Origin of the sequence: Marinomonas sp. TI.3.20 (assembly GCF_038155025.1) — a bacterium.
In the GTDB taxonomy this organism is placed as follows: domain Bacteria; phylum Pseudomonadota; class Gammaproteobacteria; order Pseudomonadales; family Marinomonadaceae; genus Marinomonas; species Marinomonas flavescens.
Window position 1 is genome coordinate 14,975 of the sequence record NZ_JBAKAS010000015.1, and the last position, 24,042, is coordinate 39,016.

The 24,042-nt window shown below is 42.9% G+C and carries 20 protein-coding genes; 5 read left to right on the plus strand and 15 right to left on the minus strand.

Annotated features, from left to right (window positions below):
• Positions 1–85: 85 nt before the first annotated feature.
• Entirely contained in the window at positions 86–1,306 is a 1,221-nt protein-coding gene (locus tag V6259_RS14435) for an EAL and HDOD domain-containing protein (protein ID WP_341585085.1), read from the minus strand.
• 135 nt (positions 1,307–1,441) lie between these two features.
• On the opposite strand from V6259_RS14435, the gene ilvD reads away from it, so the two are divergent.
• The 3 genes from ilvD to V6259_RS14450 all read left to right on the plus strand — a co-directional run bounded on the left by ilvD (position 1,442) and on the right by V6259_RS14450 (position 5,460).
• Positions 1,442–3,286, plus strand: a complete 1,845-nt coding sequence (gene ilvD / locus V6259_RS14440) for a dihydroxy-acid dehydratase (RefSeq protein WP_341585086.1) — start codon at positions 1,442–1,444, stop codon at positions 3,284–3,286.
• Positions 3,287–3,362: 76 nt separating this feature from the next.
• On the plus strand, positions 3,363–4,205 hold the full coding sequence (locus V6259_RS14445; protein WP_133013153.1) for a 23S rRNA (adenine(2030)-N(6))-methyltransferase RlmJ: 843 nt from the start codon (positions 3,363–3,365) through the stop codon (positions 4,203–4,205).
• A gap of 22 nt (positions 4,206–4,227) precedes the next feature.
• Positions 4,228–5,460 (plus strand): sensor domain-containing diguanylate cyclase, encoded by a 1,233-nt coding sequence (locus tag V6259_RS14450; RefSeq protein ID WP_341585087.1) that lies wholly within the window; start codon positions 4,228–4,230, stop codon positions 5,458–5,460.
• Between the two features lie 137 nt (positions 5,461–5,597).
• Here V6259_RS14450 and V6259_RS14455 read toward each other — a convergent pair whose 3' ends face one another.
• Both V6259_RS14455 and folA read right to left on the minus strand, forming a co-directional pair.
• Positions 5,598–6,875 (minus strand): cation:proton antiporter, encoded by a 1,278-nt coding sequence (locus tag V6259_RS14455; protein WP_133013155.1) that lies wholly within the window; start codon positions 6,873–6,875, stop codon positions 5,598–5,600.
• Between the two features lie 371 nt (positions 6,876–7,246).
• The gene (folA, locus tag V6259_RS14460) at positions 7,247–7,756 is read right to left on the minus strand and encodes a type 3 dihydrofolate reductase (protein ID WP_133013156.1); all 510 of its coding nucleotides are present in this window, start codon (positions 7,754–7,756) and stop codon (positions 7,247–7,249) included.
• A 162-nt stretch (positions 7,757–7,918) separates the two neighbouring features.
• Between folA and V6259_RS14465 the strand changes: the two genes are divergently transcribed.
• Positions 7,919–8,770 (plus strand): thymidylate synthase, encoded by an 852-nt coding sequence (locus V6259_RS14465; protein ID WP_133013157.1) that lies wholly within the window; start codon positions 7,919–7,921, stop codon positions 8,768–8,770.
• A gap of 141 nt (positions 8,771–8,911) precedes the next feature.
• On the opposite strand, the gene lgt is transcribed toward V6259_RS14465, so the two are convergent.
• The 3 genes from lgt to V6259_RS14480 are packed head-to-tail and all read right to left on the minus strand — an operon-like array spanning position 8,912 to position 12,561.
• Positions 8,912–9,709 (minus strand): prolipoprotein diacylglyceryl transferase, encoded by a 798-nt coding sequence (gene lgt, locus V6259_RS14470; RefSeq protein WP_133013158.1) that lies wholly within the window; start codon positions 9,707–9,709, stop codon positions 8,912–8,914.
• Positions 9,710–9,738: 29 nt separating this feature from the next.
• The gene (gene ptsP, locus V6259_RS14475; protein WP_133013159.1) at positions 9,739–12,027 is read right to left on the minus strand and encodes a phosphoenolpyruvate--protein phosphotransferase; all 2,289 of its coding nucleotides are present in this window, start codon (positions 12,025–12,027) and stop codon (positions 9,739–9,741) included.
• A gap of 30 nt (positions 12,028–12,057) precedes the next feature.
• Positions 12,058–12,561, minus strand: coding sequence for an RNA pyrophosphohydrolase (locus V6259_RS14480; protein WP_133013160.1), 504 nt, complete (start codon positions 12,559–12,561; stop codon positions 12,058–12,060).
• Between the two features lie 135 nt (positions 12,562–12,696).
• Here V6259_RS14480 and V6259_RS14485 point away from each other — a divergent pair, with 135 nt between their 5' ends.
• Positions 12,697–13,353 carry a histidinol-phosphatase gene (locus V6259_RS14485; protein ID WP_341585089.1) on the plus strand — a complete coding sequence of 219 codons (657 nt, stop codon included), beginning with the start codon at positions 12,697–12,699 and terminating at the stop codon, positions 13,351–13,353.
• Between the two features lie 88 nt (positions 13,354–13,441).
• Here V6259_RS14485 and V6259_RS14490 read toward each other — a convergent pair whose 3' ends face one another.
• The 9 genes from V6259_RS14490 to V6259_RS14530 form a co-directional block, all read right to left on the minus strand.
• Entirely contained in the window at positions 13,442–14,638 is a 1,197-nt protein-coding gene (locus V6259_RS14490; RefSeq protein WP_133013162.1) for a class I SAM-dependent rRNA methyltransferase, read from the minus strand.
• 247 nt (positions 14,639–14,885) lie between these two features.
• On the minus strand, positions 14,886–15,713 hold the full coding sequence (locus tag V6259_RS14495; protein ID WP_341585091.1) for an HDOD domain-containing protein: 828 nt from the start codon (positions 15,711–15,713) through the stop codon (positions 14,886–14,888).
• 162 nt (positions 15,714–15,875) lie between these two features.
• On the minus strand, positions 15,876–17,081 hold the full coding sequence (locus tag V6259_RS14500; protein WP_341585092.1) for a UbiH/UbiF/VisC/COQ6 family ubiquinone biosynthesis hydroxylase: 1,206 nt from the start codon (positions 17,079–17,081) through the stop codon (positions 15,876–15,878).
• Positions 17,082–17,120: 39 nt separating this feature from the next.
• A complete protein-coding gene (locus tag V6259_RS14505) occupies positions 17,121–18,428 on the minus strand; it encodes an aminopeptidase P N-terminal domain-containing protein (protein WP_341585094.1) in 1,308 nt (435 codons plus the stop codon).
• Positions 18,429–18,495: 67 nt separating this feature from the next.
• Positions 18,496–19,086: a UPF0149 family protein gene (locus tag V6259_RS14510; protein WP_341585095.1), complete on the minus strand. Its 591-nt coding sequence runs from the start codon at positions 19,084–19,086 to the stop codon at positions 18,496–18,498.
• A gap of 174 nt (positions 19,087–19,260) precedes the next feature.
• The gene (gene folD / locus V6259_RS14515) at positions 19,261–20,103 is read right to left on the minus strand and encodes a bifunctional methylenetetrahydrofolate dehydrogenase/methenyltetrahydrofolate cyclohydrolase FolD (RefSeq protein ID WP_341585097.1); all 843 of its coding nucleotides are present in this window, start codon (positions 20,101–20,103) and stop codon (positions 19,261–19,263) included.
• A gap of 114 nt (positions 20,104–20,217) precedes the next feature.
• On the minus strand, positions 20,218–21,954 hold the full coding sequence (gene recJ, locus V6259_RS14520) for a single-stranded-DNA-specific exonuclease RecJ (protein ID WP_341585098.1): 1,737 nt from the start codon (positions 21,952–21,954) through the stop codon (positions 20,218–20,220).
• Between the two features lie 103 nt (positions 21,955–22,057).
• Positions 22,058–23,170: a GGDEF domain-containing protein gene (locus V6259_RS14525; protein WP_341585099.1), complete on the minus strand. Its 1,113-nt coding sequence runs from the start codon at positions 23,168–23,170 to the stop codon at positions 22,058–22,060.
• Between the two features lie 126 nt (positions 23,171–23,296).
• A complete protein-coding gene (locus V6259_RS14530) occupies positions 23,297–24,022 on the minus strand; it encodes a 16S rRNA (uracil(1498)-N(3))-methyltransferase (RefSeq protein ID WP_341585101.1) in 726 nt (241 codons plus the stop codon).
• Between the last annotated feature and the right edge of the window lie 20 nt (positions 24,023–24,042).

The window sequence follows — 24,042 nt, forward strand, 5'->3', positions numbered from 1 at the left end:
CGCTTTATTTGTGTTTTTTAGGGTCTTTTACTACATAACAAAAGGAAAATCCCTACAGCATTGTCAGATTTGGCTTACAAAAAAATTAAATATAAGTAACAAAATCATCAGCCCATTTAATCGCATCAAGATAGGTTTGAGAGAGACCATTCTGATCCTCATTATCTATGACCTTTTGCTCAGATCCATAATGCTCAACAAAATCTAAGGTTTTTCCTACACGACCAGAGCGATGGACAATAGCATTGATAAACTCATTAGGGAGTGGTAATTCACTTAATACCTCATCCAATTGAGCACCAACACACACCCCCATCATAGACAACATACCCGCCAAGAAATATTTATCCGCGTTGTCATAACCGCGATGCTTTGCCAGCAACTCAGCATGCTTAGCGCGGATCATAATACTTTGCAAAAGCACATGACGATCGCCAGTCATTTCTGACATTAATAAAAGATTAATCAGCGCTTTAAGCTTTTCTGTTCCGATCAAAGTAATGGCAAGACGAACAGTATCAATAGAAGCAACCAACCCTGTTATAGGGGAATTTAGAAAACGCAGTAATTTATGAACCAAGCCAGCATCTTGACTCACAAGTCGCTCTAGCTCATCCACACTTTGGTTTGAGGTTTGTAGTAAAGCTGCCATAAGCTGAAGCAAGACCATACTATTTACTCTTGATGATTTGCTTGAGACTATTTCAGGCTTTTCAAAAAAATACCCTTGGAAGCATTCGATCCCTAATAGACGACAAAACTGATATTCTTCCCATGTTTCCACTTTCTCAGCAACAATCTTAATATCAAAACCACGCAAGGCTTCTACTTGCTGATAAAAACCATCTTGACCTAACGCCAAAATATCTAATTTTATGTAATCCGCTAACTCAATGAATGGGACTAACTTGATATCAAATATAAAGTCGTCCAAGGCAAGGGTATAACCCGCTTTTTTCCAGCGACGTAATGCCGCCAACAGGATAGGGTCAAACCCTGAGTCCTCTAATACCTCAATCACAACCGTTTTTGGATCAAGCGGCACACCACTGGGGTTGAGCAAATAAGCTCTAGAGAAATTAATGAAGGCTTTCTTAGTTCCGACTAAATTCGACAGTCCCAATTCAAACAAAGTAGCAGCAATCACTTGTGCCGTTGCACCTACAGCATCAGGGAACTCTGCATCTAATGCATCGTTCGATTTACGGTAAAGTAACTCGTATCCCATTGGCGCAAGGGTCGTATCAACAATGGGTTGCCTAGCCAACACCACCGTACTGTGAATCTGATCTAAAGGGCTGTCCATGTCTTTTACTTCTCTCCTTTCAATAAATAACTTTCTTAATCTGTGCCCAGTTCACTGAAAATTGCCATTGGGCATAGACGATAAACTTGTTAACATGAGCGTCTATATAATGCAAAAAATTCTGTGGGGACAACAATGCCAGCATATCGCTCAAAAACAACTACTTCAGGTCGTAATATGGCCGGCGCGCGTGCTTTATGGCGCGCAACTGGTATGAAAGACGATGACTTTCATAAACCAATTATTGCCGTCGCAAACTCTTTTACTCAGTTTGTGCCAGGTCACGTACATCTTAAAGACCTTGGCCAGCTCGTTTGTCGAGAAATCGAAGAAGCTGGCGGCGTAGCCAAAGAATTCAATACTATAGCCGTCGATGATGGCATTGCAATGGGCCACGACGGTATGCTTTACAGCTTACCTTCTCGCGACTTAATTGCCGACTCAGTTGAATACATGGTTAATGCCCACTGTGCCGATGCGTTAGTTTGTATCTCCAACTGTGACAAAATCACCCCTGGAATGCTAATGGCTGCAATGCGCCTAAACATCCCAGTAATTTTTGTCTCCGGTGGTCCAATGGAAGCCGGTAAAACCAAATTATCAGAAAACAAACTGGATTTGGTTGATGCCATGGTAATTGCAGCAGACCCTACCGCTTCAGACGAAAAAGTCGAAGAATACGAGCGTTCTGCCTGCCCAACCTGTGGTTCTTGTTCTGGCATGTTTACCGCCAACTCAATGAACTGTTTAACCGAAGCCCTTGGCTTAAGCTTACCAGGTAACGGCACAACCCTTGCTACTCACTCTGACCGTCACCGCCTATTCCTAGAAGCAGGCCGTCGCATTGTTGATATCACCAAACGCTTCTACGACAACGATGAGCCACAATGGGCGCCTCGTGCTATTGCGACTTTTGAAGCCTTTGAAAACGCCATGACACTCGACATTGCCATGGGCGGATCGACCAATACGATTCTTCACTTATTGGCGCTTGCCCGTGAAGCGGAAGTCGATTTTACCATGGAAGACATCGACCGCTTGTCGCGTCGTGTTCCTCAGCTATGTAAAGTGGCACCAAACTCTCCTAAATACCACGTAGAAGACGTGCATCGTGCCGGCGGCATTTTTGCCTTGTTAGGCGAGCTCGATCGCGCAGGGCTGTTGCATAACCAATGTCACACGGTTCATTCTGACACTCTACTTGAAGCATTAAAAACGTGGGATATCATGCGCTCTCCAACGCCTGAAGTCATCGAGTTTTACAAAGCAGGTCCTGCAGGCATACCAACACAAACAGCTTTTAGTCAGTCTACTCGTTGGCCATCACTGGATGGCGATCGCGCTGAAGGCTGTATCCGCTCTCTTGAGCACGCTTTTTCGCTGGAAGGCGGTTTGGCCGTGCTTTACGGTAACATCGCGCTAGATGGTTGCGTAGTGAAAAGTGCCGGTGTTGACGAGTCATGCCTTGTATTTGAAGGTCCTGCCCACATCACCGAATCTCAAGATGAAGCGGTTAAAAATATCCTTGATGACAAAGTAAAATCAGGCGAAGTGGTTATCGTACGCTACGAAGGACCTAAAGGCGGTCCGGGTATGCAAGAAATGCTCTACCCAACGTCTTACATTAAATCAAAAGGTTTAGGCAAAGCTTGTGCACTATTAACCGATGGTCGCTTCTCTGGCGGTACGTCTGGTTTGTCTATCGGGCATGTTTCACCAGAAGCCGCTGCCGGTGGCGCTATTGGTTTGGTAGAGAGCGGCGACATTATTCGTATCGACATTCCAAACCGCACGATCAACGTTCTTCTTAGCGATGAAGAACTGCAAACACGTCGTGATACAATGAATGCTAAAGGTGCTGATGCTTGGAAGCCTGTTGAAGAACGTCCTCGTAAAGTCTCCACATCATTAAAAGTGTATGCTCATTTTGCGACCAGTGCCGATAAAGGCGCGGTGCGTGATCTTGATCTGCTTAAATAATTAATAAAAGAACCCAAAAGGCCGCATAGCGTCATTTAGGCGCCGCGGCCTTTTTTCATTGGATACAGGAAACGACATGCTTAGCTATCGCCATATTTATCACGCTGGCAATCACGCGGATATTTTGAAACACATTACCGTCAGTGAGATCTGCAAACATCTAATTAAAAAGGATGCGCCTTTTTTCTATCTAGATACGCACGCAGGCATTGGTCAATATCCTCTGGATTCAGCTCAAGCACAAAAGAACAAAGAATTCCAAAGCGGCATTGCGCGCTTACTCGAAGAAGACGACTTGCCTGAAGCAATCGAATCACTACTCGACATCGTTCGAGAGATGAACCCAGATAACAAGTTGGCCTTTTATCCGGGCAGCCCAAAAATTGTCGACTATTACGTTCGCCAGAAAGACAAACTTCACCTTTGTGAATTGCACCCAAACGACTACCCTATTCTAGCCGCCTTATTTCCGAATAAGCGCAAAGCCAACGTGGTCAAAGACAATGGCTTTGACACGGTAAAATCCATGCTACCACCACCTCAAAAGCGCGGTTTTGTCCTTATGGACCCGCCCTATGAAGTGAAAAAAGATTATCAATATGTTGTTCAGGCATTACAGGATGGGTACAAACGCTTCCCTCAAGGCACTTACGCAATCTGGTATCCTGTACTAGGCCGACAGCAGGCTAATGAGCTACTCAGAGCCGTACAAGCAACAAAAATTCGCAATATTTTGTTACTAGAAATGAACATCAGAGACACTGAAAAAGAACGCGGCATGGCTGGCAGCGGTATGATTATTGTCAACCCTCCGTGGACTTTAGAAAAAGAAGCCAATGAGTTCCTTCCCGTTTTGACTGAGCTGTTAGCGGAAGATGACCAATCCAGCTATCAAGTAAACTGGATTACCCCAGAATAAATTGTTTAAAAGGAACGACGCAATGAAAACCGCGAAAAACCCTTTTGAGTTGGCTTTCGAACACATGCCAACTCCAGCGTTCATTATAGAAACCGAAACAGGGAAGCTGCATTCTGTTAACAGAGGTTTTGCTCTGTTTTTTGAAAGCTTTAATGCAAAGCCTAGCGACTCTTGGATGACGCTCAGCGAAGAAGCCAATAGTCTCAAAGATTGGCAGATATTATGTGAAAAAATTCAAAACGGGCAAATAGACCGTTGTGAAAATCTGCTTCGTATTGGTAAAAAGCTGGTCAATACACAACTAGAATTTCACCCAATGGGAGAATACATTCTAGCCTGCGTTTACAACACAGATCACATGGATTTGGTCGACGCAGAAAATACATTACTTAAATTTGCGTTAACCGAATCTTCGGCAGGCTTGTGGATTTGGGAAACCGACTCTGACCTAATTTCTTGTTCAAAGTCGATCGCAGTCTTACTTGGCCTGCCACAAGATAAAACACCACGTTCGACGCAGGAATGGCACTCACTCGTTCACCCTGATGATGTAAAAAATCTGGATCGGGTTGTTACTGAGCATGTTGAACATCGTCAAAGTTACTACGAAGCAGAGTATCGCATTCGCAAATCTGATAATGAGTACATGTGGGTCAAAGAGCGTGGTAGAACTTATACCAAAAACATCGATGGCAGCATCAAGAAAGTCATTGGTTTTTTCGAAGACATTAGCTCACAGAAAGCGCTTGAAGAACATTTACGCAATCAAGCCACTTTTGACGAACTCACCGGTTTATTAAACCGTGGGGCGGCATTAACTCATTTTAAAAAACAACTCGGACTTGCCAAACGCCAATACACGCCATTAACAATGGCAAAAATAAATCTTGATGCGACGGGGCGATTGCCCGAATTACCAATGGAAATTCGTAACTTAGCTATCCAAACATCTGCTCGCCACGTTTATAAAAACATGAGAGAGGCCGATGTACTTGCTAGAGTCGAGCCAGACAAGCTACTCCTTCTTTTACCTAATACCAGCGTTAAAGATGCCCAAGTTTTATTGCAAAATATGATTGACCCAACCGAAGATGAAATGAAGGCGCTGATCGATGGAAAGTCTGACCCGCTCGATTTTTGCGTTGGTATTGCCGCCTTCCCTGAAGATGGTGAAACTATTGAAGAATTAGCACAAAGTGCCAATGAAGCGCTAGAAGCCGGCAAACAAAAAAGTCTACGCATCGTTATAAACTGATCTCGTTTAGATAAAAAAGGCGTTTGATTCCTCAATGAAGCTCCCAATATTAAAGGAGATTCAAACGAGAGAATCAAACGCCTTTTTATGCACTGCCAATAGTAGCGCTACAACGCATTAGAATAACGCACCAAAACTTAAACTTGGCCGCTTTCCCCTTCTTCGATACTACGCTCAATAATAGGTGAAATAGTCATCCCTTGAACCACAATAGAAAAAATCACCACAACATACGTCATCATGACCATTAGCGTATGGTAATCAACGCCATTTACGATCAATTTCCCATGTGGAATGGAGGCTGCCATGGCCAAAGCCAAGCCACCGCGTAATCCACCCCATGTCAGAATTTTAATTGAATGCGCGTCGTATTTACGGAAGCGACGAAAGCCAAGGTAAGGTATAGAAACACTGATAAAACGTGCCAGTAAAACTAATGGAACCATCATCAGCCCTAGCGCTGCTTCTGTCCAAGTTACTGGAAGAACGACTAGTAACAGGCCAATTAGAATAAATAACAAAGAATTTAGAAACGCATCAACGGTATGCCAAAAGTGCGAAAGCGTCTCCTGACTATGCTCAGAGAAGCCGACAGTACGTGTCACGTTCCCTATAAAGATACCACTTACTACCATAGCCAAAGGCCCAGAAATATCCAACAAGTTAGCTAACGCATAACCTGCGCTCGGGATACACAAGGTGATCAATAATTCGATACTACTGTCATTACTACGGCAAATTAACCAATGCGCTACGAGAGCAAGTACCACACCAAAAATAATACCACCCACAGCATCGACTAGAAATAATTCAGCAACACCGCCAAAACTAGGCTCTTGACCGGTAAAAATCAAAGCGAATATTGTTGAGAAAACAACCAAACCAACACCATCGTTAAATAACGACTCGCCTTCTACTTGTACTGATATTTTATCTGGCGCATTCATTTTTTTGATGATAGCCAGAACTGCGATAGGGTCAGTCGGGCTAATTAAAGCACCAAAAAGCATGCAATAAATAAGAGGTAGATCCCAGCCACACAACGCCAATGCCCAGTAGCTGAAGTAACCAATAATGATGGTGGAAATTAGCGTCGAGCCTAATGCCATAATGGCAATTTCCCAACGTTGATTTCGTAACAGCTTAAGGTCGATCTCTAATGCGCCAGCGAAAAGAAGAAAACCTAACATCCCCTTTAAGAGCAACATATTAAAGTTAAGCCCATCTACCGCCTGTGCGATAGAGGCCGTAATACCACCACCAGAGACCGAGGCTAATATCATCAGCAAAAGAGAAATAACGACCGACCCCGTTGTAATCGCAATAGTCGTTTGCAGCTTCAGGATGTATTGGTTAGTGAAGGCGATAAAAATCGCTACCACTGATAATAAACAGAGGAAATACCAAGAGTTCATTTTTTCTCCAAATTAATAAGACATTATTTTAAAACTGAAACGGTTAAGGATGGCACCCTGAACGAATACCATCCTAGAATCTGAAATACGTAGGCTTAGGTTTAAGGCAAACGCTAAGCTCAAGTTTTTAGTTTTATGCTTTCCCAGCTCTCTGAAAAAGCACAAAGTAAAATGAGGCGATTAAACTAAAAACAACAAAAGAAAAAGGCAGTAAAAACGTAAACAACAGAAAGTGCTTTTAGCCATTCTTATGAGACATCGATCTGCATAATTTTCTAAATATTATTGCACTAATACACATTTTGTATGTCCAATAAAAAAACGTTTTTAAGGCGGGTAATTATCGCAAGAAGAGAAATAAATTTCTTCTATTATTTTGCACTGGTTCTTTGATATACCGAAAAACGATAATCATAAGGGTTAGGACCTTCTGCTGCAAATGCTTCTTCAGCGAGCAGCGTAAAAGATGGCCATTCCACTTCTGGAAAATACGCATCGCCATTAATCTGCGCATCAACATGAGTCACATATAAACGATCAGCTTTCTCCAATGCTAATTGATATATTTGGGCACCGCCTATTACCATTACCTCTTCTTGCCCATTAACCAAACAAATATCTTCACCCAATGAAATCGCTGCGTCTAGCGAAGTCACCACATCAATACCATCAGCTTGATAATCTCGGTCTCTAGTAATCACTATATTTCGACGCCCCGGTAATGGCTTACCAATAGACTCAAACGTCTTACGCCCCATAACAATAGGCTTGCCCATCGTTGCTTGTTTGAAGTATTTAAGATCATTAGGAAGATGCCAAGGTAATGAGTTATTGATCCCGATGACTCGGTTGGCTGACATGGCAACAATTAAAGACAACATAGAATAAACCTTAGAGTAAGCCCCCTAGAGATTCCGTAAATACGGCACCTTAGGTAGGGGTTCTGATATAATCGATGAAAACTATTATACTCATGGCAGCCCATAATGCATTTTTAAAAAAGACTTAAGTCGCTGCCAGACAATAAATACAGGGCTCTCTTCATGAAACAATATTTAGACCTTTGCCAGCGTATCGTTGATGAAGGCGTATGGGTAGAAAACGAACGTACAGGTAAGCGCTGCTTAACAGTAATTAACGCGGACCTAACTTATGATGTAAACAAGGGTGAATTCCCACTTGTTACAACTCGGAAAAGTTATTGGAAGTCGGCCATTGCGGAAATCCTTGGCTATTTAAGAGGCTATGATAATGCCGCTGATTTTCGAGCACTGGGCACCAAAACATGGGATGCCAATGCCAATGACAACGCCGTCTGGCTAAATAACCCATACCGTAAAGGCAAAGACGATATGGGGTTATGCTATGGCGCCATTGGCCGTGCATTCCCTAAGCCAGACGGTGGTCACATTGATCTACTTAAACAAATCATTGATGATTTAACCAAGGGAGTGGATAACCGCGGAGAGATCCTTACTTTTTATCATCCAGGGGCATTCCATATGGCCTGCCTTCGTCCCTGCTTGTACAGCCATCACTTCTCTTTGCTTGGTGATACACTTTATTTAAATAGCACACAACGCAGCTGTGACGTGCCATTAGGATTAAATTTCAACATGGTTCAAGTCTATGTGCTACTCGCAATTGTGGCGCAAATTACTGGACACAAAGCAGGCCAAGCCTTCCATAAAATAGTCAATGCTCACATTTATGAAGACCAACTTGAACTGATGCGTGACGTGCAATTAAAACGCCAGCCATATGCTTTACCAACACTAAAGATTAACCCAAACATCAAATCTTTAAAGGACATTGAAACCTGGGTAACAATGGATGATTTCTCTATTGAGGGATACGAATTCCACGAACCGATTGCTTACCCATTCTCCGTCTAGCTAAACGTTTCACATCACTGACACAAGACACTTTCTAGCGACACTAAACACAAAAAAGCCAGTTCTCAAATAACTGGCTTTTTTGATGCGATTCTTATTTAGTCGCCCTTTATTAACGAGGGAGCTTATGTTTTTAGGGGCTTATGTCTTCGGGTACTTTTTCATTTTAAAGCCAAATACAATCAGCATAATACCAATAATCACCATAGGCAGAGAAAGCACTTGCCCTTCTGTTACCCAACCAAAAGCTAAATAACCAATTTGCGGATCCGGCTCACGAACAAATTCAGACATAATTCGAAACACGCCGTAGCATAGTAAAAACAATCCTGACACACAGTATCTAGGCTTACTCTTTTTCGAAAAGAACCATAGGATACAAAACAATGCGACGCCTTCTAAGGCGAATTGATAAAGCTGCGATGGATGACGAGCGAGTTGCAGAGGGTCTTTTGGAAAAACCATTGCCCATGGCACATCGGTCGGCTTCCCCCATAACTCACCGTTAATGAAATTACCTATACGCCCAGCACCTAAACCAATTGGAACAAATGGTGCGGCGAAATCAGTCACATCAATTAAATGTTTATTGTAGCGCCGCGCAAATACTGCAAGCGCGACAATAACCCCGATCAAGCCACCATGAAACGACATACCACCGTCCCAGATTTTGAACATGACCAGTGGGTGCTCAATAAAAACAGGAAACTGGTAAAAAAGAATATAACCAATACGGCCACCTAATATGACCCCCAGCGCACCATAGAAAATCATGTCGCTGACCATTTCTTGAGTCCATAAACTATTAGACTTTTTAGCTCGATAGGCACCTAAAAAATACGCACCGGCAAAACCAATTAAATACATAATACCGTACCAATGTACGGAAAGCGGCCCTATTGAAATCGCGATAGGATCAATCGCTGGATAAGCTATCATAACGGTAAGAACAACCTCTGAGGCGGATTTTAATTCACTGTTGTCGTTTTGGAAGGACGAACTAAACGTTCAATATTTGCTTCACGCATTAACCTAGTCATTGTTTGTGTTACAGCATCGGCATGCGCTAAATGGATCACTTGATCTAACATATTTTGAGCCTGTTCCATCGAGATATTTCGAATCACAGCCTTCACTTTGGGTAAGCTGGTAGAGCTCATAGACAAAACATCGTAACCCATCGCCATAAGAATAATAGCCCCCATTGGATCGCCTGCCATTTCACCACAGACACTGAGGTTTATCCCCTCGTTTTTCACTTGTTTTACAATAGAATGCAAAGCACGTAAAACGGAAGGATGGAAACAATTGTATAAATCAGCAACACGAGGATTATTACGATCCACAGCCAACAGATATTGCGTTAAGTCATTACTACCAACAGACATAAAGTCCACCAGCGCAGCCAGTTCTTTCACTTGATAAACCGCGGCTGGAATTTCTATCATCACACCCACTTGAGGCATTTTTACATCATAACCTTCTTCTTTTACCTCAGCATAGGCGCGGCGAATTAACGCTAAGGCATCTTCTACTTCTGCGACATTTGAAATCATTGGTAACATAATTTTTAGATTATGAAGACCGGCACTGGCTTTGATCATCGCTCGAATCTGCGCCATGAAAATTTCTAAGTGATCAAGCGTAACCCGGATACCACGCCAGCCAAGAAATGGATTGGCCTCAGCAATAGGAAAATACGGTAACGCTTTATCACCACCAATATCTAGAGTTCGCACTGTCACAGGAGCTGGTGCAAAACCTTCAAGTTGCTGGCGATATATATACTCTTGCTCTGCTTCTGTTGGAAAACGGTCCCGCACCATAAAAGGCACTTCTGTACGGTAAAGACCAATACCTTCTGCACCTCGATCCAATGAACGAGCGATATCCGCAGTTAAACCAGTATTTACAAACAAGGATAAACGATAACCATCTGTTGTTTCACAGGGAAGATCCCTAAGCGTTTCGTACTCTTCTTCTAACTGACGCTCTTCATCAACAATCTGTTTATAGTTCTGCGTTAAGCTTTCAGAAGGGTAAGTAAATACTTGCCCTAAGTAACCATCAACAATTAAATCGACTTTGTCTAATTGCGCATAAGGTAAATCTAGCGCCCCCATTACCGTAGGAATCCCCATAGCACGTGCCAAAATGGCAACATGGGAATTACTCGAACCCATTACAGAGACTAGGCCCTTGATTTTATCAATAGGAATTTCACCTAGCATAGAAGCCGTTAACTCTTCACCAATGACAATACCGGGTTCGCTAAAGCGTTCAGCTAAATTAGGGGCTTTTTCTTGAAGATGAGAAAGAATTCGGCGACCTAAATCTCGAATATCAGTGGCTCGCTCTCGTAAGTAAGGGTCGTCCATTTTATTAAAATGAGCGATATGGGCTTGAATAACTTTTCTAATTGCACCTTGCGCCCAATTACCTTTCTTAATCTTCTTCTCGACCTCAACAACCAGCGAGTTATCATTCAGAATTTTTAGATAGACATCAAACAAAGCCTTTTCATCGGTCGATAAATGCTGACTAAGACGGTCACTTGCTCGCCGAATATCGTCTCGGACGGCTTCAAGCGCTTGATGAAAATCTATAATTTCAGAAGCGCTATCAGTAATGACACGATCTGGAATAACATCTAAATCCGCCAGCGGATAGACCACGACACCACGACCAAGCGCAACACCTGAACTGCCAGACACCCCTTTGTAACGAAAATCTGAGCCGACTTGAACAGAGTTCACACTAAGACTCGTCATTGCACCCGTTGCTTCCGCATGAGCAATAACACCCGCTAGCTGCGCAGAAAGTGTAATGAGAAAAGCTTCTTCACCTTCATCAAAACGACGCTTATCTTCATGCTGAACAACCAATACACCCAACACTTGGCGATGATGGATAATAGGAACACCCAAAAATGAACGATACCGCTCTTCTCCCGTGCCATTAAGATAATGGAACGAGGGATGAATATGGGCATCTTCCAAATTTACAGGCTCAGCACGTCGACCGACTAAACTAACGAGCCCTTCATCAGACTTTAGACTAGCGCTTCCGGCAACACCTGCGTTTAAGCCACGCGTCGCCATCAAAACGTATTCACTTGTATTAGGGTCTACTAAGTAAATAGAACAGACTTCTGCTCGCATAGCTCTTCGCACACGACGAACAATAATGTCCAACGCGACAGGCAAAGACTGCGCTGCAGTCACTTCTTGAGTAATACGTCTGAGCAAACTTAGCATCGTTCTCCTTACACCCTAAGTAATATAAATTTAAAGAGTCGCTTTTATTATGTGTTCTAATTTTCGGTGTGCATTTGGAATCAGTTCTTTTAATGCGCGGCGATAAACATCCTTCTTAAACGCCACAACCTGGCCAAGCGGGTACCAATAACTCACCCATCTCCAACCATCAAACTCAGGGCAATCTGTTGAATCCACGCACACACAAGCATCTGCACAACGAATGGACAGCAAAAACCACTTCTGTTTTTGCCCGATACACAAAGGCTTGCTGTTATGTCTTAACATGCGTTTGGGAAGTCGGTAACGTAACCATCCTCGGGTTTTCCCCACGATTTCTACCTGATGAGGTTCCAACCCCACTTCTTCCTTCAATTCTCTATACAAAGCATCTTCAGGAGTTTCATCAGGTTTAATACCGCCTTGGGGAAATTGCCATGCATTTTGTCCCACACGCCTTGCCCAAAGAAGTTGGCCACGCTCGTTCATCAGTATGATGCCCACATTCGGCCTATATCCGTCTGCATCAATCACGAGCTATCACCTTTTAACATAAGAATAAATTATTTTCATTGTTCCATATTTCGCCTTCTGGCACAATTAAGACAGGTGTTATTTGTCGCTCTCATCGTTATACTTTGTATACATTAAATGAACTAAGGACTGCTTGTGACGCTCGCAATATTTGATTTAGATGGCACCTTATTAAGCGGTGACAGTGATTACGCTTGGGGTGAATTTTTAGTAGAAAAAGGATTGGTGGACACACAAGCCTATAAAGAAGCCAATGATCGCTTCTTTGAACAATACCAATCTGGCACCTTAGATATTTATGAATACATGGCGTTTAGTTTAGCGCCGCTTACTTTATTCAATAATGAAGAGCTAATAAAACTACACAACACCTTCATGGCTGAAAAAGTCGCGCCTATGATGCAAGATAAAGCAAAGGCATTGCTGAAGCATCATAAAGACCAGGGTCATTTCTTACTCATGATCACGGCGACCAATCAATTTGTCACAGGGCCCATCGCAGATGCACTGGGCATGGATCACATCATCGCACCCATTCCTGAGATTATTAATAATCGCTACACAGGAAAAACCGTCGGCGTTCCAAGCTTCCAAGAAGGCAAGGTCACTCGCTTAAATGATTGGCTAGCCGAAACGGGATACTCGATGGAAGGCAGCTACTTCTACAGTGACTCTCGTAACGACTTACCACTTTTAGAACTCGTTACTCACCCTGTTGCTGTTGACGCTGACCCAACACTGACTGAAATTGCCAAGGAACGCGACTGGCCTCATATTTCACTACGAAACTAGTCGATAACCCTCTATGTTCCATATAAAAAGCCTCTTTACTTTGAAGTAAAGAGGCTTTTTTCATTCAAAACATACCAGTAACGCGGCGCTACAGACCCATATTGTTATGGATTCGGTAGAACAATGCTTTCAAATATTCCGTTTCTTCAATCGCTGGATGAACCGGATGATCTGGCGCTTGCGTACCACGATAGATCAATTGAGAAAAACGCTCTAACTGACGGCTGTTACTGCGCACTATGTCATGTAATCGACTTGTTTCTAAGTGCATAGAGCAGGAACCCGAGACTAAAATGCCGCCTTTAGCGACCAAACGCATAGCCAGCTGATTCGCTCGATGATACGCACCTTCTCCTGCTTTAATGTCTTTACGACGTGCGATAAAAGCAGGTGGATCCATAACAACCACATCAAAACGCTGTTTTTCTTCAATCAAAGACTGCATTGCTTCAAATGCATCGCCGTGCATAAGTTCAGAACCACCTTCGTACTGGTTCAATTTAAGGTTTGCGTCCACATGGCTTAAAGCGCTTTCAGATGCATCAATAAAGGTAACATCCGTCGCACCAGCGGCCGCGGCTTGAACACCCCAACCACCAATATAAGAGAAAACATCAAGAACGCGCTTGCCATCGCAGTAATTTTGCATGGTTTTGCGGTTTTCACGATGATCATAAAACCAACCCGTTTTTTGACCATCCCAGACAGGCGCTTGAAAAAGCACATCATTTTCTTGCAAGAAAACCAATTCAGGCACTGTACCAAACGCTTCTTCAACGTATGTTTCTAGCCCTTCGATTTGGCGCATTTTGCCATCATTTTTCATTAATATAGCGGTTGGTTTGATCACATCTTGCAAAGCTTCAATGATTTCGCTTTTCAAACGCTCCATTCCTGCAGTAGAAATCTGCACCACTAATATATCGCCGAAACGATCTACAACTAGACCTGACAATCCATCTGAATCACCAAATACTAAACGGTAATACGGCCCTTTATAGGCAATTTCACGTAATGACAAAGCAATTTTAAGACGATGAACCAACGTTGATTTATTCATAACACCATCAACACTGCGGCTTACCAAACGCCCGCAGATCAAAGTGTTAGGATTAATCATTGCAATACCAATGGGCTTCCCTTGCGCCGTTTCAACAACAACCTGATCGCCTGGAGTAAACTGTTTTAATGGTGTCTTATTAGTATCTACTTCATTGCTGTAGATCCATTGATGACCCGCTCGTAGACGTCGATCAGCTTGCCCTTTTAGTCGAATAACGCTCAATTTCTTCACCCAGTGATTTTAAAAAAACCTATTATAAATGCTATACACTCAATTGCTATTAATTAAGTGTTCGTTGAATTATTTGTCTTGATTTAGACCGCGCTGCTGACAACTTACTTAAAAGTGATAAGTTTTGGAATTAGAATGTTGGAAATTAAAATACTAGCAGGAAAGCTCAAAGACTAAAGCGACATAACTTCAACCTTTGAGACTCATAGAAGGGCAACCATACAGGAAAGAAAATACTTTATGCTAACAACTGGTCCAGATCATCTTCTAATAAAAGCGCCTCACCAAGCTCATAAATAATTTTTTCAGGCAACCCTGCCGCCTTAGATACAGCTTTAGGGAAACCATCGACAACGAGCATTTCATCACGCTCATCTCTAATACAAGCATTTAAGTAACAGGCTAGATTCAAAATACACGCCAGTGGTTGCGGATTTTCTTCGCTAAATGGTCGTTTATGAAGCCTCACAGCCTCTCCTAATTCAGGAGGAAATTTCCATAAATCCATTAACGCTTTGCTAGCGTCTTGTGTTGTAAAAGTAAGTTTATCCATTTCTGCCTTGGTGCGGCTGATGTATTGAGTTTTCACCAACACTTGTATTTCTTGCGCGATATTTGGCTCAGTTAGGTGCAGTAACAAACGACCTAGATTATGAACAATCCCAGCCGTAAAAGCCTCTTCTGCATCCACTGCATCCGTTCGTTTCCCTAGCCATTGAGCGAGGAGAGCAACTCGAAAAGAGTCTCGCCAAAACTCTTTTAAATCAATACCTTCAACACTTTTTACAGAATTAGCAAAACCAGAAGCTATGACTAATGTTTTTAATTTATTCAACCCTAAAATAACTGTGGCTTCATCAATAGAGTACACTTTCCTAGACAATCCAAAGTAAGCAGAGTTAACAACGCGCAATACTTTTAATGACATCGTCTGATCATGAGCAACTTTTTTAGAAATATCGAAATAATTTGCATTGGGGTCATTAAGCAAGACAATTAACTCCCTGACAACATCAGGAACATTAGGAAGCTTATCAGTGTGCTTTAATAAATCTTGTACTTGCATAAGTCGCTGCCTTAAGCCCTATTAAAAATTGATGCCTTGAGAATAGGACTGTAATAATAAAATACACAACACTAAGGCCTAGCATTACGCACTTATTACTGAAATCCAAGCAATATTATAATTTTCTAGTTAAATACTAACGACTATAATTAATGAGTAAGATTAAGAAAAAGAAGACAAACCAGCCGCTCTGGCTACCAGTTTTTCTTTCAGTTGAGTGCTCTGATGAAAATGTGCCATACCACTATTACGAAGTTGTACAAGCAGAGGTTGCTGTGAGCCAAACAATCGCTTAAAGCCTTCCATCCCTGCGGCCATGGCAATATTGTCTAACATGCGAGCTCGTTGATAGCGACGCAACACCTTACTCGCACCAAGAGTCTCTCCGCGTCGATGCGCTTTCGCCAATACATCAACCAAGGCTTTGACATCCCCAAAGCCCAAATTAGCACCTTGGCCAGCCAAAGGGTGAATGGTATGAGCCGCATCGCCGATTAAAGCAATTCCTGCTTTGACATACTGTTTAGCATGACGCTGACGAAGGGGTATAGATTGCCTTTTTGTAGCAATATCAAGCACAGTAAAGCGATGACTAATGGCATAACCAAGTCGCTCACAAAAAGCCTGATCATCTAGCATCATCAATTGCTCTGCGTCTTTAGGCGGAACCGACCACACGATTGACACAAAATGACGATCATCAACGCTGGGCAATGGTAAAAAAGCCAAAACCCCTTCTTCACCAAAGCTTTGCCATGCGGTATTTTCATGCTCCTTATCCACCTCAATAGTTGAGACAATAGCATGATGCCCATAGTCCCATTCGATCGTATCAAAAGCGTTATGAGTTCGTAATTTTGATAATGCGCCATCTGCAGCAATAATTGCTTGCGCTTCTAGCTGTTGACCTGAGAGCAAAGTAGCCTTCACTCCAGATTCACTCAACTCATGAGTTTCTAGCTCATCAGCAAGATACAAATCAATATTAGAGGACAGTCTCATCTCTGCCATCAAGCTATCACAAAGCACGGCATTCTCGACAAGGTGCCCTAGTTCCGGCAAGTTGGTTTTACGTGCATTGAAGTCGATATAGCCTTCACCTAATCCATCCCAAACGACCATATTGTTATAGACAGCAAGTCTTTCTTTGGGGATTTTCTGCCACGCGCCAGCAGACTCTAACAACGCTTTAGATTGACAGGAAATGGCACTAACACGCGCATCATAACTCGGGGGTGTCGACAATACATAGTCGCCACTGTGCTTATCAACAAGCGCAATCCGTAATGACGAATCTGCCAGCAACAATGCCGCTAAAGACCCCACCATACCGGCACCCACTATGATCAAATCATATTGCTTTGCCATTTACTTATCCCCAACCACTAACCTTAGGTTAAACAATTTTTAATGATTTTGAGCCATAAAAGCTTCAATTTCATCAATTTCTCTTGGCAGGCCATGGGTTAAAATATAAGGGCCATCGTTGCGAATTAAAACATCATCCTCAATACGAATACCAATACCACGCCACTTCTCATCGACCGATTCATTATCTAGAGACACGTATAAACCAGGTTCTATGGTTAACACCATGCCTGATTCAAGCGGACGAGACTCTCCATTCACTCGATATGTCCCACAATCATGAACGTCTAAGCCAAGCCAATGACCGGTATTGTGCATATAAAAATCTCGATACGCTTTGCTTTCGATCAGAGTATCAACATTTCCTGTCAATAATCCTAGCGACACCAAACCTTGAGTCAAAATACGTACAGCAACGTTATGGCACGCCTCATAAGGCGCACCCACTTTTAATTCTTGTAAACCTGCCGTATGTGAGTCTAATACCACTTGGTAGAGAGCCGCTTGTGACTCAGTGAATTTGCCATTGGCTGGAAAAGTTCGCGTTATATCACCAGCATAACAACCAAACTCTGCACCGGCATCGATAAGCACTAAGTCACCATCATTAATGGTTTCATCATTTTTGATATAATGAAGAACACAGGCATTGCTGCCTGAGGCAACAATGTTGTTATACGCAGGCTGACGCGAGCCCGATTTCATAAACACATAATTTAGTTCAGCTTCCAGTTCATATTCTTTCATGCCTGGACGCACTGCTAACATTGCTTGCTTATGTGCTTCGACGCTGATTTGCGCTGCTTTTTCCATTAGCGCAATTTCTTCTTCGTCTTTGCGCAAACGCATCTCGGCAATAGCCGGAGACAAATCCATCAACTGCGTTGGCGCTACCGCGCCAGCACGCGCTCGTGCTGTGAGATTATCTCGCCACACTAATACTTGTTGGCGAAGTTTTTCATCGCCAAAAGGAAAAGCGACATTTTGTGCCCCGTCTAGCAAAAATATCGCAGCATTATCAAGTTCATCTAATGGTGCAGCGTCACAAACACCAAATGTATTCACAGCCCCCTCAACACCATAACGAAAACCATCCCACTGCTCTTTCTCTGGATCTTTCGGTAAGGTAACCAAAATAGTATCGCCGTTGCCATTAATTAAGACATAGGCACTTGGCTCAGGAAAACCCGTTAAATAAAAGAAGCTACTATTCGGTCGAAACTCATACTCACAATCATTGTTACGCGTGCAAAGATCACCTGTACGAATAATAGCAACGGTGTTTTCAGGCAAAGACTGAATCAAACGCTCACGTCGAGCTTGGTAAGTTTGACTTTCGATTTTCATGCACGCTCTCTCTTATAGTGGGTGGTGACAACCAACACAGCGATGACAGCTGAGTTGGACATAATCATTAATGCAATGAGGCTTTCTTGGTATGGTCAACATTAGGCTTAACGTCATAATGCTCTGAGTACAACATCATTGCAGACAAACGAACGTACTCAACTAATTCCGTGAGGTCCACTTCGTTGTCGTTATTGTCCTCCAATGCTCGCATATCAGCTTGCATGGCAGAAATATTGGCAAAATCTCGTAGTACTTGTTTAGTCTCATCCGTCAGATCTTTTTTCTGCCCAGACAACCCATAACCTGCTAAAAAGCCATGAGCCCATTGGGATAATGTCATTCCGCGCTCACAAAGCTCGGCATCTTCATCTGAAATGCAAGGTACAAGCGCATATTCGCCATTTTGCAATAAGATTAACGTTGCTGTGTATAACTCAACAATAGCTGCACGACTTGCGTCCTCTTTCCAACTGGTAATATCGCAAAACTCAGCGACCATGGTTAGCCAATCTTCTAACGGCAACGCGACACCTGCAGCCAAATAGCCACAAAGCTGACCATGCAGTTCAGCAGGCGATGCACTAATAGATTCGGATACAAATACATCAGCAATTAAATCAAAATCAAGCGCATCTTTTAACATTTCTGTGGACATGAAGTGTCTACCTATTTCTATTGTGTTGTCTAAATAATGGGAAGCCATAAAAACGCGGCTTAATGCTGCAAAGCAAGAAGCCGCACCTAACGGCACGGCTTCTTATCAATCGCAACACTGTCTACCTAATACATACTATATGGGGCAGTGTGAAACCGCTTTCAAGGCTAAGACTTAGCTAAGCTGCTTAAGGCCAGATTCAAGCGTTTGCAAAATCAAGGTGTTGATGGTCATTGGGCCAACGCCACCAGGAACTGGCGTGTAAGCGGCAACACGATCAACTAATGGAGCCAATTCTATATCACCAACGCCACCAGGATGATAACCCGCATCAACAACGACAGCGCCATCCTTGATCCATTCAGCTTTAATAAATTCTGGCTTACCAACGGCACCCACAATCACATCTGCTTGCTTAATCAGATCAGGAAGATTTTGCGTACGAGAATGACAAATCGTCACGGTCGCATTGGCATTAAGCATCATCATAGCCATCGGTTTACCCAAAATTGGGCTACGACCAACGACGACAACATGCTTGCCTTCTAAAGCCACATCATACGCGTCTAATAGACGCATAATGCCAGCAGGTGTCGCTGCACCATAAGCAGGTTCTTGCATAGCCATGCGGCCAAATCCAAGACAGGTCACACCATCTACATCTTTACGCGCTTCAATAGCATCAAAACAAAGACGCTCATCAATCTGAGCAGGCACCGGATGTTGTAACAAAATGCCATGAACATCTGGATTGCTATTTAAGTCATTAATGGTGCTTAACAACTCTTCTGTGGTCGTGGTATCTGGCAATTCAATCGCCATAGAATCCATACCAACACGACGACAGGCGTTGCCTTTCATTTTGACATAGGTTGCTGACGCTGGATCAGCACCGACAAGAATGGTTGCTAGAATGGGGGTTCCGCCAGTGCGCTGTTTTAACTCAGCGACTTGAGCTTGAAGGCGGGTTTCAGTGTCTTTGGCGCAAAGCTTGCCGTCAAGAACCTGTGCAGTCATGGATGGACTCCTGCATTAAATAATGTCGTGGATTGAGGGAGGGCTATTGTAACCTAAGTTAATAATAGATAGGCGCCCTCATGGTGTTTAATTCAAGAAAAACAGTCTTTAAGGCTAAGCTGGCTCTAAATAATCGACCATTAACTGAAGGTTTTTCTGACCTCTAAATTCATTAATATCAAGCTTGTAAACTAGACGAATCTTCGCGCAAGATTCATTTGGCCATTTTTCCAAATCGACAAAAAAGCAAATCGCGTCAAGCAATAAACCGCTTTGCGGTTCTCTCACCATCAATTTCAGATGCTTCTCGCCCACTAGGCGTTGCTGCAATACATCGAACACACCATCAAAACAAGGTTCAGGAAAAGATTGCCCCCAAGGCCCAGATAAGCGAACTTGTTCAGCAAAGCTTAGACTGAAATCTTCAGCGGCTAAAGGCCCATCTGTCCAAATGGTAGCCTTAAGCTGATCTGGCGTTACCCACTCACTAATAATGGCATCAAACGCTAAACGAAACGCATCGTAATGAGACTCTTTAATACTCATGCCAGCCGCCATAGCATGGCCACCAAACTTACTTAATAGTTGTGGATAGCGCTTTGCTAACAAATCTAATGCATCACGAATATGGACCCCAGCAATAGAGCGCGCGGAGCCTTTCAGTTCATTTTCTCCAACACGAGCAAAAGCGATCACTGGACGATGGCATTTTTCTTTCATACGAGAAGCTAGAATCCCAATCACACCTTGGTGCCAATCGGGATCATAAAAACACATACCATTAGGCATTTCTTGATCGTCATCAAATAGAGTCGATAGCACCTCTTCGGCCTGATCTTTCATGTCTGACTCAATCGCTTTACGCTCTCGATTAAATTGATCTAATTGCTGCGCATAGCGTTGTGCCTGATGCGGGTGAACCGCTAACAAACATTCAATACCCACTGACATATCATCTAATCGACCTGCTGCATTTAGCCTAGGCCCTACGACAAAACCAAGATCTGAGGCTTTTAACCGCGTATAATCTCGTCGCCCAACTTCCAGCAACGCTAGAATACCAGGACGAGCCTGGCCAGCTTGAATACGCTTGATACCCTGCTGCACCAAAATTCGATTATTGGCGTCTAAAGACACCACATCAGCAACGGTCCCTAACGCCACTAAATCTAAATACTCCGCCATTTTTGGCTCAGGTATATGCTGCTCTTCGAACCAATTACGACACTTTAATTCAGCACGCAATGCGCTCATAACATAAAAAATCACCCCAACACCGGCCAAGTTCTTACTACTAAAACCACACTCAGGATGGTTAGGGTTAACAATCGCATCCGCCTCAGGTAACTCGTCCCCAGGCAAGTGATGGTCTGTCACCACGACTTTCATGCCGTAGGATTTCGCCGCTCGAACGCCATCTAGGCTGGCAATACCATTATCCACCGTGACCAACACATCTGGGGATTTCTCCTTTGCCACTTCGACTATTTCGGGCGTTAGGCCATAGCCAAATTCAAAACGGTTAGGCACCAAGTAATCAGGAGAAACCGCTCCCATGGCTTCTAATGCAAGAATCCCCAAGCTCGTACTAGTCGCTCCATCGGCATCAAAATCCCCAACTATCAGGATTTTTTGTTCTGCAACAATAGCGTCAGCCAGAATATTCGCGGCGGCTTGAAGCCCAAAAAGAGGGTCGGGACGTAATAACAAAGGAAGCCGATAATCCAATTCGTGCTTAGAATTCACACCTCGCGCTAAAAAAATACGTTGTAAACTCAACGGCATCTCTGCTGAAAATTGCGCTGAAACTTGTTCGTTATCCGTATGGAATGACCGACGTTCTATGTGCATATCGTTACTCAGAATCTTAAAGGGCTTACAGATTAGCTAATTAGAATAGCACAATTTATACAGCCGATTTTGGTAAAACAGCTATTCCCATAGCCTATTAAAGCTAGAAACATACTTGGTTTCTCCCGCCTTCCTTTGCTTCATAAAGCCGTCTATCGGCTACCTTTAAAGCAATATCTAGAGGGCTTTTTTCACTTAATTCTGCGACACCGAAACTAGCGGTTATATGGAGACTCTTCTTATCGTAAAGAAAATCATGCCCCTCTATGGACTTCCGGATACTTTCTACTAGCTCTAAAACTCGCTCTGATGAGTCTTCATTGATGGCAAGTAAAAACTCCTCTCCACCCCAACGCGAAGACAAACTACTGTTAGGTAATATTTTCTTTATCAACCTAGATAGTTCACTTAATACAAAGTCACCACAATCATGCCCATGAAGATCATTAACCTTTTTAAAATAATCCACATCAATCAAAATCAAATACAAACGATACGATTTAAACACGTCTAAACGCTGTAACATCCCCCTCCGATTTAGCAATCCGGTCAATAAATCTGTTTCAGCCACTTCTTTAAGTTTTTTAGATGCCATTTGTAACTCGTCATTAAAACGAGACATTGAGTACTCATAAATACTAGAAAGAAAAACAACAACAACAAATGAGGCAACTATTCTGAACTTCAAATGCTCTTCATACTGAAATGAAAAAGTAGCGATTTCAGAAGAGAAATAGAGAATTAAAATGAGGAAAAGAGTAAAGACACTTACTTCAAACAACCCTCGTTTCATTCCTTGAATAAATAAAGAAACAGAAGGAACACAAAAAATCCACACATAGCCAGTACCACTCACACCCCCGCTAAATACCAGATAAAGCATAAGAAAATAAAGTGGGTAAATAATAATAGAGCCCGACACTTTGTAATTATGAGTCGCTCTTAAATAAAACTGATTGGCAAAAAACAGCGTCGCAGAAACAAGTAACACAGCAGCAAGCTGTATATTCCCTCTAGATAAGGCAACGATACCCAGCGGAAGAGTAAAAATAATACCTACAATTGAAAATAAATTTACAATCAGTATCCGACGCGCCTGCTCTGAAAAGTTTTGCCCTGACACGCCAAAATAAAATACGTAACGGATAAAAACCTTTAAGCTTTTATTATCATTATGTTGAGAATCAGGCTGGTTAGCACCATTAAAGTCCCCCATACTTCCCTTCCTCTGCCTTGTTAAACATTGTTCGAACTTATGCATTCACCTATTAAGATAGACGAAACGACACAGAGTATCATTATTGACTACCCGTTTATTATAAAATTTAGCCGCTATGCCTATTTAACAACCAGCTGGATAAAGACGAGACAACAACACTGGCACCACGGTCTCAACACGCAAAATACGATCACCTAAATGAACCGACTCCATACCCGCTTCAAGCCATTTTTCGACTTCAAATTCGTTCCAACCACCTTCTGGTCCCAGCGCTAAAACACAGGACTCTTTAATCGCCACAGGACAAGCCTCTGCATGGTAAGGATGAGCAAGCAGACCTCTCTTACCTGCAACAATTGCAGGCAGCTGATCTTCTACAAAGGGACGAAAACGAGGAATCATGTGACAAACAGGCATAATAGTGTCTTTCGCCTGCTCCAACCCTTCCAGCAAAGACTGCTGGATCGAATCATGCTGCAGAACCGGACTCTGCCAATAGCTTTTTTCCACCTTAGCAGAGTGAATCAAATAGATTTCCTTCACCCCCATCGCACTGATGTTTTGCAAGGTACGTTTGAGCATATTAGGTCTAGGTAACGCCATGACCAACACCATGGGTAACGCTGCCGGCGGTGCAGAAGACAAGATCAATGAATGAATCTGCCCTGGATTTTCACCTTCTGGTGCCTGATAAATACCCTCTCCAATGCCACCGTTTAACAAGCCAACACGCAAGACATCGCCAGTGACGGCTTTGATGACCTTTGTTACATGCAGCTGTTGGCGTTCAGAGAGCGAATAATGTCCGCCACCTTGTTCATTTTGAGGATCAAGTAACAATAAATTCATAGAAAAAGACTAGCAGGAAA